Annotated in this window: 10 protein-coding genes; 1 reads left to right on the forward strand and 9 read right to left on the reverse strand. The window is 69.0% G+C overall.

The window, feature by feature from the left end:
* Nucleotides 1-116: 116 nt before the first annotated feature.
* The 5 genes from CP983_RS21610 to CP983_RS21630 all read right to left on the reverse strand — a co-directional run bounded on the left by CP983_RS21610 (nt 117) and on the right by CP983_RS21630 (nt 8,354).
* Complete coding sequence (locus CP983_RS21610) at nt 117-1,064, reverse strand: anti-sigma factor (protein ID WP_150501231.1); 948 nt, start codon at nt 1,062-1,064, stop codon at nt 117-119.
* On the reverse strand, nt 1,061-1,801 hold the full coding sequence (gene sigM, locus CP983_RS21615; protein WP_126901636.1) for an RNA polymerase sigma factor SigM: 741 nt from the start codon (nt 1,799-1,801) through the stop codon (nt 1,061-1,063). The genes CP983_RS21610 and sigM overlap by 4 nt, the downstream gene beginning before the upstream one ends.
* 18 nt (nt 1,802-1,819) lie before the next feature.
* Nucleotides 1,820-3,514, reverse strand: coding sequence for a protein kinase family protein (locus tag CP983_RS21620; protein ID WP_150501233.1), 1,695 nt, complete (start codon nt 3,512-3,514; stop codon nt 1,820-1,822).
* 136 nt (nt 3,515-3,650) lie between these two features.
* Nucleotides 3,651-5,900, reverse strand: coding sequence for a murein biosynthesis integral membrane protein MurJ (gene murJ / locus CP983_RS21625; RefSeq protein ID WP_150501235.1), 2,250 nt, complete (start codon nt 5,898-5,900; stop codon nt 3,651-3,653).
* A 45-nt stretch (nt 5,901-5,945) separates the two neighbouring features.
* Nucleotides 5,946-8,354 carry a DUF6049 family protein gene (locus CP983_RS21630; RefSeq protein WP_150501237.1) on the reverse strand — a complete coding sequence of 803 codons (2,409 nt, stop codon included), beginning with the start codon at nt 8,352-8,354 and terminating at the stop codon, nt 5,946-5,948.
* A 277-nt stretch (nt 8,355-8,631) separates the two neighbouring features.
* Here CP983_RS21630 and CP983_RS21635 point away from each other — a divergent pair, with 277 nt between their 5' ends.
* On the forward strand, nt 8,632-10,074 hold the full coding sequence (locus CP983_RS21635) for a CCA tRNA nucleotidyltransferase (RefSeq protein ID WP_125524323.1): 1,443 nt from the start codon (nt 8,632-8,634) through the stop codon (nt 10,072-10,074).
* Nucleotides 10,075-10,178: 104 nt separating this feature from the next.
* On the opposite strand, the gene CP983_RS21640 is transcribed toward CP983_RS21635, so the two are convergent.
* The 4 genes from CP983_RS21640 to CP983_RS21655 all read right to left on the reverse strand — a co-directional run bounded on the left by CP983_RS21640 (nt 10,179) and on the right by CP983_RS21655 (nt 13,970).
* The gene (locus CP983_RS21640) at nt 10,179-10,676 is read right to left on the reverse strand and encodes an LppU/SCO3897 family protein (RefSeq protein ID WP_185843776.1); all 498 of its coding nucleotides are present in this window, start codon (nt 10,674-10,676) and stop codon (nt 10,179-10,181) included.
* Nucleotides 10,677-10,787: 111 nt separating this feature from the next.
* Entirely contained in the window at nt 10,788-12,065 is a 1,278-nt protein-coding gene (locus tag CP983_RS21645; RefSeq protein ID WP_150501239.1) for an MFS transporter, read from the reverse strand.
* A 95-nt stretch (nt 12,066-12,160) separates the two neighbouring features.
* Nucleotides 12,161-13,243 (reverse strand): inositol-3-phosphate synthase, encoded by a 1,083-nt coding sequence (locus tag CP983_RS21650; protein ID WP_125524321.1) that lies wholly within the window; start codon nt 13,241-13,243, stop codon nt 12,161-12,163.
* A 43-nt stretch (nt 13,244-13,286) separates the two neighbouring features.
* Nucleotides 13,287-13,970 carry a PadR family transcriptional regulator gene (locus tag CP983_RS21655; protein ID WP_107904984.1) on the reverse strand — a complete coding sequence of 228 codons (684 nt, stop codon included), beginning with the start codon at nt 13,968-13,970 and terminating at the stop codon, nt 13,287-13,289.
* Between the last annotated feature and the right edge of the window lie 248 nt (nt 13,971-14,218).

The raw sequence follows: 14,218 nt of genomic DNA on the forward strand, positions 1-14,218 counted from the left end.
GAACTCTCACCCCACCCAACGGATCCTAAGGGGCGTGCATTCCCACTGTGTCCGGGCACACGGTGAGGCCTCACCGTAGGGGTTGCCGCGCCTGATGAAGACGAACCGCCGGGCTCTCAGTTACGTGCGTAGGACTTCGTCAGAAGGACCTTGGCACTGGTGGTCGACGGGTGTGTCACACAGCTCGCGTCGACGAGATAAGCGGTGACCTTGCCGGCGTCAGAGGCGTCGGTGAGGACGACGAGCAGCACTTCCTTGCCCTGGAAAGTGCCTTCCTGAGCAGCGAGCGCCGCGTCATCGCGACCGATGCCCTTCTGGATGCACTCCGGCACGGTGATCTCCCGGAGGATCTTCGGGCTCTCGGTGTCGGGTCCGCCCCGCACGCCCATGCTCTCGTCCGGGCCGCGGGACTTGCCGATGTTGCTGCCGCTCGTGGCGAGGAGGTGGTCGACCTGCTTCTCCAGCTTCGCCGCGGAGAAGGTGTCGGCGGTGGTCTGCCCGCCCTCGGCCGTGGGACCGGATCCTCCACCACCCATGAGCGAGGTCAGCAGTACGGTGCCGAGGCCCAGGGCAGCGGCCGTGAAGGCGGCGCCCAGGACGGCGACCTTGCGGCGCCCCGCCCTCTTGCGGTCCTTGCGGCCGGGGCCGGTGGTGGAGGAGCGGGCGTGACCTGCCGGACGGTCTGATGCTGTCGATGTTTCACGTGAAACATGCGTGCCGTCGTCCTCGGCAGACCTGCCGTCGTCGGCAGCGGAGAGCGCACGGACACCGCCGGCATGCGTAGGTGCGTCGGCGTCACGAGGCGCCGTCGCGCTCAGCAGAGCCTCCGCGGCGAGCGCGGCGTCGATGCGTTCAGCGACATCGGAGGGCATCCGTGCCGGGCCGGGCAGAGTGCCGAGCAGTCCCCGGATCTCCTCCAGCGAGGCGTGGACGTCGGCGCACAGCTCACACTCGTCCAGGTGCCGGCGTAGATCGGCTGTCTTGGACGGGGGGAGGAGTCCCTCGGTGAGGTCGGAGATCTCGGCGACGTCCGGGTGCCCGGCTGTATCTGTCGTGGATGTCACGCTCGCCCACCTCCGCCCTTCACTGCGGCTGAATCACTCGGCCCTGTATCGCGCGGATCCGTCTCCTTCGGCCTCCTGGCTTCGGGACCCGCTGCCGGTGGGACGGATGTCCCCTGGGTCCGGTTCCGCCTCTCGCCGGGATCCTTGCCACCACCGCCGCTTTCCGGGCGGAGATGGGTGAGGAGAGGCAGAAGTCTGGCTCTGCCCCGTGCACACCGGCTCTTGACCGTGCCCGTCGGGACATCGAGAACCCGGGCGGCCTCGGCTACGGGGTAGCCCTGCATGTCCACGAGCACGAGGGCCGCCCGCTGGTCCGGCGGGAGCGTGCCGAGCGCTTCCAGCAGCTGGCGGTGGAGATCGTTGCGCTCCGCGGGCGCCGAGGCGGACTCGTGCGGCTCCAGGAGCTGCTCCAGGCGCTCGGTGTCGTCGACCGGGGAGGTCTTGCGGGAGGCCGCCTTGCGGGCGCGGTCCAGGCAGGCGTTCACCGTGATGCGGTGCAGCCACGTTGTGACGGCCGACTGGCCCCTGAAGGTGTGGGCGGCCCGGTAGGCGGAGACGAGGGCGTCCTGGACGGCGTCAGCGGCCTCCTCGCGGTCGCCCAGCGTCCGCAGCGCCACGGCCCAGAGGCGGTCACGGTGACGCCGCACGATCTCCCCGAAAGCATCGGGGTCGCCCTCTACGTGAAGGGCGAGGAGGTCCTGATCGCTTGTGTCACCGTATGCGCCGCCATCCGCCATCGGACCCCCCTCCCTCTCTCAGCTGCTCACCTTGACGTCCAAGACCCTGCCACGGAACTGACCGTCGTCGACCTGCTTCGGCAGATTGGTCAGCCAGATCAGAAGGTAGCGGGACTTGAGGGAGTCGCCGGGCTTGAGTGTCACCGTGGTGCCGGAACCGGAGGCCACCTCGGGGTAGCTGTCGAAGGACGTCGGCGTGGCGCCGGGGTCACCCGAGGCGGCTCGGAGTTCGACGGAGGTGTCGCCCATGAAGCTGATGGTGACCTTGCCGACGGGCTGGGCCTTGCCGAGATCCAGGATGACTCCGACACCCGACTTCAACCGACCGAAGTCGGCGCTGGCGTAGTAGCTCGTCTGCCAGTAGGTGCCCGAGGCCGAGTCGTAGATCTTGTCTATGTCCCTCGGGTTCTCCGAGCCGTCCGAGCCGAACGGGTCGTAGTCCTGGACGCCCTCGATGGCGATCGGCTTGCTGGCCGGCTTCGTCGGGCTCTTGTCGTTGTCCTCTGTCGTCTGCGTCTGGTTCGAGTCCTCGGACTTGCCGCCCTGGTCCATGAGCGCGTCCGCCAACTGCCAGCTGCCCAGGCCCAGAGCGGCGATGAGGAGGGCCGAGACGGCCCACTTCAGGGCCTTGCCCGTGCGGCTCTGGAGCGGGGGCGGCGGGGTCGGCATCTGCTGGGTGACGCCGGGACGCGTCTGGCGGCCGTACGTGCCCTGCTGGTACGTCGTGCGCTGATAGTCCGGCGGGGCCGTGAACGAGGGCTCCGGCGGGCGGATGCGGGGCATCTCGCCGATCGCCTTCACCAGTTCCTCCGGCGTGGTGCACGCGGACTCGTGGCGGGAGGCGGTCGCGCCGTCGTTGGCCAGCGCGCGCATGGCGAGCTCGGACAGCCCGCGGTGGACACCGGCACGCACCTGGTCGGGCGCGATCAGACCGACGTCCTTCGGCAGCCCGGACAGCCCGTAGGCGTCGCTCTCGTACGGCCAGCGCTGGGTGAGCGCGGCGTACAGCAGGGCGCCGATGGCCTCCGTGTCGGTGCGCTGCGGGGTGTCGGAGCTGATGCCCCGAAGCGCGGCGTTCACGGCGAGGCCGCGGATGCGCCACTGCCCGCTGGAGGTGCGCAGCACGGCGTTCGGGTTGAGCCGCAGATGGGCCAGACCCTCGCGGTGGGCGGCAGCCATGGCCGCGGACACCTGGGTGACCATCTGGTAGGCGTCGTACACCTCCAGCGGACCGGAGGCGAGAAGGGTCGTCAGTTCCGTGGCGTCGGGGAGCCATTCGTGGACGACGTAGACGACGTCGTTCTCCTCCACGGCGTCGAGCACCTGGACGAAGCGCGGGTCGCCGAGCAACGCGGAGGAACGGGCCGCGGCCAGCACGGAACGCGCCCGTGCGTGGTCCGCGGGCAGGATGTGCACGCCGACGGCGCGACGGAGTTTCTCGTCGACCGCCCGCCAGCTGCTGAAACCGTCCAGACGGGTGACGCACTCCTCGAGGCGGTAGCGTCTGGCGAGTTTGTGGCCGCTGTGCAGTTCGGGCGGTGAGGCCTTCTCGGGACCCTCGGTCCCGCCACTCCCCTGTGCCTCGTCGATGTCCGTGACCCGCTCCCGATTCTTGGCCACCCCGTCGGCCGTGGACTGGTCCGCCTGAGCGGTCAGCGGCTCGTCGCCGCTGTTGTCTGCCACGTCGACGGCAGCCGTGCTCCGTTCCGCCACCGTCGTTCCTGCCTCCCCATCCATTGCGCGCCGTTGGACCCCGTGCGCGCCGTCCGACGCCGAAACCAATTGTGCCCACAGTCCGCCGCTATGCACGACACGCGGCGGCGGACGATGGTTGTGCGCGTACCCCGGTTCAGCGACCCAGACGCCCGCGAACCATGCCGACCAATGAGTTGAGCTCGTCGATGCGCATCCGGCGCGCGGCGACGAAGAAGGTGCCCAGCAGTACCGCTCCACCGGCCAGCAGGGCGGCCAGGGAGCCCAGTGCGCCCTGGCCGAGCGTCAGGGTCACTCCGTAGCAGGCCAAGCCGCTCAGCAGCGCCGCCGGCACCGAGGCGATGCAGAGCCTGGTGTACGTCCGCATCACCCGGGTGCCGTCGAGGTCGCCGCCGAGCCGCTTGCGCAGTCGGCTCCACGCGACACCGACGCCGATCGCGTAGGCCAGGCCGTACGAGGCGGCCATGCCGACCACGGCCCAGCGGGCCGGCAGCACGAGGAAGCAGAGCACCGACGCACCCGCGTTGCACGCGGCCACGATGACGGTGTTGTAGAAGGGGGTGCGGGTGTCCTCGTAGGCGTAGAAGGCGCGCAGCACGACGTACTGGACCGAGTAGGGGATCAGGCCGAGGCCGAAGGCCATCAGCATGTAGCCCATGTTGGTGGCCTCGCTCGTGCCCGAGGAGCCGAACATCAGGGTGCACATCGGGATGCCGAGCGCCACGAAGCCGAAGGCGAGCGGCACGATCGCCACGGCTGTCGTGCGCAGGCCCTGGGAGATGTCGTCGCGCACGGCGCCCGGATCGTCCTCCGCCGCCGAACGCGAGATGCGCGGCAGCAGGGCGGCCATCAGGGACACGGTGATGATGGCCTGCGGCAGGCCCCAGATCAGCTGGGCGTTGGCGTAGGCGGCGAAGCCGGTGCCGTCTTCGTCGGAGGCGAATCCGGCGGCCGTGGACAGCTGGGTGACCACGAGCGCGCCCGCCTGGTTGGCGAGGACGAACAGAATGGTCCACTTGGCGAGCACGGCGGCCTTGCCGAGGCCGTGGCCACGCCAGTCGAAGCGCAGCCGCAGCCGGAAGCCGGTCTCCCGCAGATACGGGATCATCGCCAGGGACTGGACGACCAGACCGAGCAGGACACCGATGCCGAGGAGCCGCTGGCCCTCCGGCGGGATGCTGGTGACCGACATGCCGGAGTGCTCGGCGGTGCCGTACACCCACAGGAACATGCCGAGCGTCACGATGATGACGATGTTGTTCAGGACCGGCGTCCACATCATCGCGCCGAAGCGGCCGCGCGCGTTGAGGATCTGGCCCATCACCACGTGGACGCCCATGAAGAAGATCGAGGGCAGGAAGTAACGGGTGAAGGTGACCGCGACGTCGTTGGCGGCGGGGTCGCTGGCGACCTTGGTGGACAGCGCGCTGACGAGCAGCGGGGCGGCGTACATCGCGAGCGCGGTCAGGGCGGCGAGCGCCACCATCACCAGCGTCAGCAGACGGTTCGCGTAGGCCTCGCCGCCGTCCTCGTCGTCCTTCATGGCGCGCACGAGCTGCGGCACGAAGACGGAGTTGAGGCCGCCGCCGACGGTCAGGATGTAGATCATCGTCGGCAGCTGGTAGGCGACCTGGAAGGAGTCGCCGAGCAGGCCGAGGCCCAGTGCCGAGACGATCAGCATGGACCGGACGAACCCGGTGAGCCGGGAGACCATCGTCCCCGCGGCCATCACGGCGCTCGACTTCAGCAGACCGCCGGCCCGGCCGCCCTTCTTCCCGGTGGGGGCGGGGGCAGGCGCGGGCTCCGGCGAGGCCGTCTCGGCCCCCGCGGTCGGCGTGGGGCCCACGGGCGGCGTGAGGCCCGCGGCGGGCGCGGGGGACGGTGCCGGGACCGTGGGCTGTGCCTGGTACTGCGGGTGGCCGCCCTGCTGCTGGTCGCGGAAGAGGTGCGCGAAGGCGTCGTGCTCCTGCTGTTCCCCGGCGGAGTTCGAGACGAGGTCGTCGACGCCCACGTACTGGGTCGTACGGGGGTCGTCACCGTACGGCAGGTACTGGGTAGGACCCTCCGGCTCGGGCGCCGGGGTCTGGGCCCACACGTTGGGGTCGGGGGCGTACGGCGACTGGGGCGGCTGGGAGTAGAGGGGCTGCTGAGGCTGGTACGTGCCCGGCGGGGGCGGCGGGTGCGCGGCGCGGTCGTACAGCGCCTCGGCGACCGGGTCCTGGGCGGAGAGCTCCTGGCCCCGGTAGGGGTCCTGGTCGTAGGCGTCCTGGAGGTACATGTCCGCGGGCTGCTGCGGCGGCACCTGGCCGGGCTCGGGCGGCGGGCCCTCGGGGTGCCCCGAGCTGCCCGCGGCCTGGCCGCGGTCACCGTCGTACGGCGCGTTCATGGCTACCCCACCTCATCGTCCCTGGCCCACCGGCCACGACATCGCTCAACGGTCCACTCTCTCACCCGTGCCGGACGGGTCGGCGCTTTCCGCTGCGGTGTCCGTTGAAGGGTCACTCGCCTGCTCCGGGGCGTCTGCCCCGTCCTCGGGGCGGGACTCCTCGTTGAGAACATCCTCGGGCGTGAGACGGTCGGAGGGCCCTTCCGGGTTCTCCGGACCGCCTTCTTCCGCGCCCGTCTCCCGGGAGTCGTCCTCCTCCGCGTCGCGGGCCGCGGCGCGCTTGCGCTGCGTGTACATCCGGAACCCGGCGAGGACCAGCAGCAGGAATCCGCCGCCGATGACCAGCATCACGGTGGCCGTGAACTCGGTGACCTTCACATCGAACCTGACGGGCTGGCCGTACGCCTGCCCGTCCTCCGTGTACAGCTGGGCGATCACCGAGGCCTGGCCGTTGGCCTGGGCCGAGGTGGGGAACTTCACGGTCTGACTGTGTCCGCCGGAGACCGAGACGGACTGCTCGTAGTAGCTGTCGCCGCCGATCTCCAGACGCCTCGGGCTCGTGGACGTGAGCCGCAGCACCAGGTGCTCGACGCCCTGGACCAGGTTGTTCTGCACGGTCACGGGGATCGTGGCGCTGCGCCCGGAGAGCTTGATCTCGGACTTCTCGATCAGCGTGACCTGGCCGGCGAGGGAGTTGATGTACGCCTCGACGCCGTTGCGGAAGTCGGCCGCCTCGGCCGAGCGACCGCGCCACGACGTGGACATCTCGCGGTTCATGGCCCGGCCGAAGGGGGTCACCACGCGGGACGGGTCGCTGAGGATGACCTTGAAGTTGTCGAGCTTGTTCTGCGTGGACGCGATCTGCTCGAAGGCCGCGCGCGGGAGCTCCTGCTTGCGCAGCGAGGAGGGGTACCGGGAGGCCGACGGGACCTTCGTGGTGGCTCCGGAGTCCGGCTTGGCCGTGGCCGCGGCCGCGAGCTCCTGGGGCTGGGACCAGGAGCCGCCCTGGAGCGCCGTCACCGCCGCGGCCATCGCCTGGGCCTCGCTCGCCGACGGCATCCGCTGCGGGGCGACGACGATGCTGCGCTGCCGGTCGGACTGGAGGTTCAGCGCCAGGCTCTGGGCGAGGAACCGCTGCACGGCGAGCGTCGAGCTCGACGCTCGCGTCAGGTTGCCCTGGAACACCGTCGACATCCGGGCGTCCGCGACGAGCGCCGTCGTGCCGCCGCCGATGGGGCGGGACGCGGAGGGCGTGTAGGGCAGACCGCCAGTCTCGATCAGGCTGTCGCTGCGGGCGATCACCTTGTCCGCGCCGGCAGAGGTGGCGACCTTGACGATGGACGGGTCGACGGCGCCGTTCACGGGCCAGGCGAAGTCCGTGGTCGGTACGACATGGAGCACCGACTCGACGGTGTCCGAGGCGACGTCGGTGGCCTCCTTGAGATGGCTCAGGGAGCCGGTGACGTTCGTGCCGTTGTGCGCGAGGGAGGCCAGGTCCGGGTCGGCGAAGGGCAGGGCGACGACTTCCTTGTCCTGCACCGCGTCCTGGAGCTCGGACAGCCACCGGTTGGCGGCTCCCTGATGGGTGCCGGCCGTGGTCGTGTCTCCCTCGCCCTGGACGCGGTAGCTCTCCGTCATCGCGCTCACGGAGGCCAGCAGGTCGGGGTCGATCACCCAGGTGACGTCGAGATCCTTGCCGAGCGACAGCAGCTGCTGGAGGCGCCCGCCCGGGGAGATCTCCTTGGCGAGGTCGTCGTCACGGAAGACCGGCGTCTGGGACTCGTCGGATCCCGTCTGCGCCGTCATGTGGGACGTGGAGACGAGCGGCCACAGAACCGTCGTCTTCGTCTTCGTGTCGGCGCCGTCCGGCTGCCAGGGCAGGAACGTCCGCTCGATGCCGAGCACGTGGTCCCATGCCTGCGAGGACGTCTCGCCGGACAGTGAGACGGCGAACTGGTACACGCCCTCGCCGCCGAGGTCGAGCTTGTCGACCGGCACCGAGATGCTGAAGTTCTGGGCGACGCCCGGAGTGAGCTTCGCGAACTCCTTGACGTACTTCCCGCCGACCGGGGAGCCGTCGAGCCCCTGCTGGTAGTCGGTGCGTCCGGCGACCGCGTCGATGGCCGAGCGGGTGTTCAGGGCGCCTCCGAGACGCAGGTCCACCTGCGCGTCGGTGACGGTCTCCTTGCCCTTGTTGGTCACCGTGCCGGACACGGTGATGGTGTCGTCCTCGCCGGGCACGGTCGGAGTGAGCGAGTCCACAGCGACATCGACGGTTTCCGAGCCGGAAACGGCCTTCAGGGAGTCCTGTCCGGCGGCGTGCGAGGGCGCCGCGGCAGGCAGCTGGAGCAGGCCGGCCAGCAGTGGCGCCCCGGCGAACAGTGCTCCGGTGCGCCGCAACCAGCGGCGGGCAGGTGAGGGACTCATCCCCTGGAAGTCTGCCGCCTCGGCCACGCGCTCGCCCGTCCCTCGTCGTCGTCAGTGGTCGTCGGAATGTGCGTCCACGCATGGTAACGATGTGCGCTGAGGGGAAGTGCCGCGGACTGCCCCACAAGATCGGTCCGAGGCGTCGGCCTGTCCCGTATGTGTATTTATAAAGGGAAGGCCGTCACCAAGTCGTAAAGGTTGCGACGGCAGCCCTCGGGATGCATCGGCGGAGGCGTCTGTGCGCGCCTCGTGCACGTTTAATGGAGGCGCTCGGGCGTGCCGGGGCCACGTACCCTCTTTTGTTGTGCCGAACGCCAACGAAGACAAGTCCAGTGTCCTGAGTCAGGTGCAGCATCGCGCGGTGAGTGAACTGCTGCGGGTCGCGCCTGTCGCCGACGACCTCGCCCGCCGTTTCAAGGACGCGGGGTTCTCACTCGCCCTCGTCGGCGGATCGGTCCGGGACGCGCTCCTCGGTCGGCTCGGCAACGATCTGGACTTCACGACCGACGCCCGTCCCCAGGACGTGCTGAAGATCGTGCGCCCCTGGGCGGACGCGGTGTGGGAGGTCGGGATCGCCTTCGGCACGGTCGGTGCGCAGAAGGACGGCTACCAGATCGAGGTGACGACCTACCGCTCGGAGGCGTACGACCGGACGTCGCGCAAGCCCGAGGTGTCGTACGGCGACTCGATCGAGGAGGACCTCGTCCGGCGTGACTTCACGGTCAACGCGATGGCGGTCGCCCTGCCGGAGAAGGAGTTCGTCGACCCGCACGGCGGGCTGGAGGACCTCGCGGCGCGCGTCCTGCGGACCCCGGGTACGCCGGAGGCGTCCTTCTCCGACGACCCGCTGCGCATGATGCGTGCGGCGCGCTTCGCGGCCCAGCTCGACTTCGAGGTGGCCCCCGAGGTGGTGACGGCCATGAAGGAGATGAGCGAGCGGATCGAGATCGTCTCGGCGGAGCGGGTGCGGGACGAGCTGAACAAGCTGATCCTCTCCGCCCACCCCCGCAAGGGTCTGACGCTGATGGTCGACACCGGGCTCGCCGAGCGGGTGTTCCCCGAGCTGCCGGCGCTGCGGCTCGAGAGCGACGAGCACCACCGTCACAAGGACGTCTACGAGCACACGCTGATCGTCCTGGAGCAGGCGATGGCGCTGGAGGAGAACGGTCCCGACCTGACTCTCCGGCTGGCTGCCCTGCTGCACGACATCGGCAAGCCGCGCACGCGTCGCTTCGAGGGGGACGGCCGGGTCTCGTTCCACCACCACGAGGTGGTCGGCGCGAAGATGACGAAGAAGCGCATGACGGCGCTCAAGTACTCCAACGAGCTGGTGAAGGACGTCTCACGTCTGGTCGAACTCCACCTGCGCTTCCACGGCTACGGCACGGGTGAGTGGACGGACTCCGCTGTCCGCCGCTACGTCCGCGACGCCGGCCCGCTCCTGGACCGCCTGCACAAGCTGACGCGCTCGGACTGCACGACCCGCAACAAGCGCAAGGCAGCCGCGCTGTCCCGCGCCTACGACGGCCTGGAGGAGCGCATCGCTCAACTCCAGGAGCAGGAGGAGCTCGACTCCATCCGCCCCGACCTCGACGGCAACCAGATCATGGAGATCCTCGGCGTCGGCCCGGGCCCGGTGATCGGCAACGCGTACAAGCACATGCTGGAGCTTCGGCTGGAGCATGGGCCGATGGAGCATGACGCTGCGGTGGCGGCGCTGAAGGAGTGGTGGGCCGCACAGGGCTGAGCTCCGGGGACGCGGCATGTTTCACGTGAAACATGCCCGCCTGGATACGTCGAGGGGCGATGTTTCACGTGAAACATCGCCCCTCAGTGTGTGGAGAGCTCAGATCAGACGTCCGAGAGGCACAGCACGAAGTTGTCGCCGTCGCCGGTCTGGGCGTAGAAGCTCGTGGCGCCGCTGACCTTGCGGCACTCCGTCTCGGCGGTGAACGAGGTGTAGGTGCCGTCGACCTTCTTGAGGACCTTGGCCTCCGCCTCCGAGGAAGAGCAGTCCACGACCTCCATCTCATCGCTCGAGGATGACGAGGAGGCGGACTTCAGGCAGTCGCCGACCTTCGCCTGGTCCGCGTCGTCCAGGCTGGCTATGTAGCCGACGACGATCGCAGTCACGACACCCACGCCGACGAGGACGTTCTTGATCGTCTTGAAGCTGACCTTGCGGCGCGGCTGCTCCGGGGGAACCGGCGCGTAAGGCGCCCCACCCTGCGGGAAGCCCGGCTGGCCCGGCTGCTGCGGGTACGGGGCCTGGCCCTGGGGCGGCTGGCCCTGGGCGTACGGGTTCTGGCCCTGCGCGAATGGATTGCCCTGCGGCGGCGGAGTTGTCACTTGGGGGTCCCCCTAGAACATGGGTGCGTGATCGCGAACAATGGCGCGATGTAAGACGGACGTAAGTTACCGGGCCCCACTGACAACTCAGTACTTGGGAATGCCTCTGTGTCATTGATGTGACACAGACCGATACTCAAAGCGGGCCATAGCCACCGCAACTGCCGCGTAGATAACGGAGACTGTGACAATGAGCGGGGCCGAACGGCCGTCCGGAGGCAGTATCAGCGCGGCAACTCCGGCCGCTCCGACGAACGCGACGTTGAACAGCACGTCGTAGACCGAAAAGGTCCGGCCACGGAAGCCGTCCTCGACCGAGGACTGCACGATCGTGTCCGTCGAGATCTTCGCGCCCTGCGTCGTCAGGCCCAGCACGAATGCCGCGACCAGCATGGGAGTTGTGGCGAAGGGCAGTCCCAGCGCGGACACCAGCACGGCGGCGGCGCCTGCGCACGTGGCGATCCAGCGGCCGGGGCCGAGCCGCGCGGCGGCCCAGGGAGTCACCACCGCCGCCGCGAAGAAGCCGGCGCCGGAGACGGCCAACGCCAGCCCCAGCAGGGCGAGTCCGTCATCGGCGGTGGTGGAGAAGGCGTACCGGCACAGCATCAGCACCATGACGAGCAGAGCGCCGTAGCAGAAGCGCATCAGCGTCATCGTGAACAGCGCCCAGGCGGCTTCTCGGCGCGGCGGAGCGGCGAGGTGGCGTACGGCTGCCGCCAGGTCGCGTGTGGTGCCGGACAGAGCCGCCGCAAGACGTGGCTGCACCAACTCACGATCGGGACCGAGCAGTTCCGGCGCCATACGCAGCGCGGCCAGCCCGGCGCACAGATACAGGGCCGCTCCCAGCAGCACCACGGCGGCATCGGAGTCCCAGACCACCAGCCGTACGACGAAGGCCAGGCCGGCTCCCGTGGCCGCGGCGAGCGTTCCGGCGGTAGGGGAAAGGGAGTTGGCGATGACGAGCCGCTCCTCGTCGACCACGCGTGGCAGCGCGGCGGACAGACCCGACAGGACGAAGCGATTGACGGCGGTGACACACAGCGCGGAGACGTAGAACAGCCAGTCCGGGACCTCGGTGACGATCAGGGCGGCGGTCGCCGAGGCCAGCAGGGTGCGCAGCAAGCTGCCGTACAGCAGGACCTGGCGGCGGCGCCAGCGGTCCAGCAGGACGCCGGAGAACGGGCCCACCAGGGAGTACGGCAGGAGCAGCACCGCCATGGCGGAGGCGATCGCGGTGGCCGAGGTCTGTTTCTCCGGGGAGAAGACGACGTAGGTGGCGAGTGCGGTCTGGTAGACGCCGTCGGCGCCCTGTGAGAGCAGGCGTACGACGAGCAGGCGCCGGAAGTCGCGGAAGCGCAGCAGGACCCGCAGATCGCGTACGACGGACATGAGGCACAGCCTCACATACGGGAGGGTCCCCGGGCGGTACAACCCGGGGACCCTCCACAGCCCTGGCAGGAGCGTTCTGGTGCGGCTCCGTCTGCTTAGCGCTCGACCTCGCCCTTGATGAACTTCTCGACGTTCTGGCGGGCCTCGTCGTCGAAGTACTGGACCGGCGGGGACTTCATGAAGTAGCTGGACGCCGACAGGATCGGGCCGCCGATGCCGCGGTCCTTGGCGATCTTCGCGGCGCGCAGCGCGTCGATGATGACGCCGGCGGAGTTCGGGGAGTCCCAGACCTCGAGCTTGTACTCCAGGTTCAGCGGGACGTCACCGAAGGCACGGCCCTCGAGGCGGACGTAGGCCCACTTGCGGTCGTCGAGCCAGGCGACGTAGTCGGACGGGCCGATGTGGACGTTCTTCTCGCCGAGCTCCCGGTCGGGGATCTGCGAGGTGACGGCCTGCGTCTTGGAGATCTTCTTGGACTCGAGGCGGTCCCGCTCGAGCATGTTCTTGAAGTCCATGTTGCCGCCGACGTTCAGCTGCATCGTGCGGTCCAGGACGACACCGCGGTCCTCGAACAGCTTCGCCATGACGCGGTGCGTGATGGTGGCGCCGACCTGGGACTTGATGTCGTCGCCGACGATCGGGACACCGGCCTCGGTGAACTTGTCGGCCCACTCCTTCGTACCGGCGATGAAGACCGGCAGGGCGTTGACGAAGGCGACCTTGGCGTCGATGGCGCACTGGGCGTAGAACTTCGCCGCGTCCTCGGAACCGACGGGCAGGTAGCAGACGAGGACGTCGACCTGCTTGTCCTTGAGGATCTGGACGACGTCAACCGGGGCCTCGGCGGACTCCTCGATGGTCTCGCGGTAGTACTTGCCGAGACCGTCGTGGGTGTGACCGCGCTGGACGGTCACGCCGGAACGGGGCACGTCGCAGATCTTGATCGTGTTGTTCTCGCTCGCGCCGATGGCGTCCGCGAGGTCGAGGCCGACCTTCTTCGCGTCGACATCGAACGCGGCGACGAACTCGACGTCGCTGACGTGGTAGTCGCCGAACTGCACGTGCATCAGGCCGGGGACCTTCGACGCCGGGTCGGCGTCCTTGTAGTACTCGACTCCCTGAACCAGCGACGCGGCACAGTTGCCCACGCCGACGATGGCTACGCGAACCGAACCCATTCCGGTTGCTCCCTGTGTGTACGAGTGAGTTCCTGAGTGGATCTCACGTGGCGGTGTCGCCGGGCGTATCCGGCCGGAGGTCGTCCCCCGGCCGGGGCAGGCCGCCCGGCGCTCCAGTGGTGTTGTCCTGCGAGTCGGGCCCCCCGGAGGCGGAACCCCTCAGGTCCCGTCCGGCCCGCTCGCTCTCGATGAGCTCGTTCAGCCAGCGCACTTCGCGCTCCACGGACTCCATCCCGTGGCGCTGGAGCTCGAGCGTGTAGTCGTCGAGGCGTTCCCGGGTGCGCGCCAGAGAGGCGCTCATCTTTTCCAGGCGCTCTTCCAGCCGACTGCGACGGCCCTCCAGCACGCGCATGCGCACGTCCTGGGGTGTGCGTCCGAAGAAGGCAAATCGGGCAGCGAAATGCTCGTCCTCGTACGCGTCGGGTCCGGTCTGGGAGAGCAGCTCCTCGAAGTGCTCCTTACCTTCCGCCGTCAATCGATAGACGATCTTGGCGCGACGGCCCGCGAGGGGTGCGGCGAGCGCGTCTTCGGTGGTGTTCCCCGGTTCCTCGATCAACCAGCCGTTGGCGACCAGCGTCTTGAGGCAGGGATAGAGCGTTCCGTAGCTGAAGGCACGGAACACGCCCAGTGACGTATTGAGTCGTTTGCGCAGCTCATAGCCGTGCATCGGGGACTCGCGCAGCAGTCCGAGTACGGCGAACTCGAGGATCCCGGAACGTCGGCTCACCCCTCGCCTCCTCGTCTTATGTCGCGCTGATGTATCGACTCGATACATCAAGACGATAGAACGGCCTTCCGGCTGCGACAAGTGGGGGAACGGTGAACGGGATCACATCAACGATTCATGTGGAGCGAGTTGCCTGATTTGGGGTGAAGTTCGGGGCTAGGTGGACTTTGACGGTGCGTAGTCTGTGCGCCATGCACAGCACCGGGAACCGAGTGACGCCTGAGGGCGTCGTCATCCTTGGTGCAGTA

This window comes from Streptomyces chartreusis (assembly GCF_008704715.1).
In the GTDB taxonomy this organism is placed as follows: Bacteria; Actinomycetota; Actinomycetes; order Streptomycetales; family Streptomycetaceae; genus Streptomyces; species Streptomyces chartreusis.

Coding starts and splice junctions, on each gene's coding strand:
- sigM (WP_126901636.1), bottom strand. CDS start 1,801: ATGGCGGATGGCGGCGCATACGGTGACACAAGCGATCAGGACCTCCTC.
- CP983_RS21650 (WP_125524321.1), bottom strand. CDS start 13,243: ATGGGTTCGGTTCGCGTAGCCATCGTCGGCGTGGGCAACTGTGCCGCG.
- CP983_RS21645 (WP_150501239.1), bottom strand. CDS start 12,065: ATGTCCGTCGTACGCGATCTGCGGGTCCTGCTGCGCTTCCGCGACTTC.
- murJ (WP_150501235.1), bottom strand. CDS start 5,900: ATGAACGCGCCGTACGACGGTGACCGCGGCCAGGCCGCGGGCAGCTCG.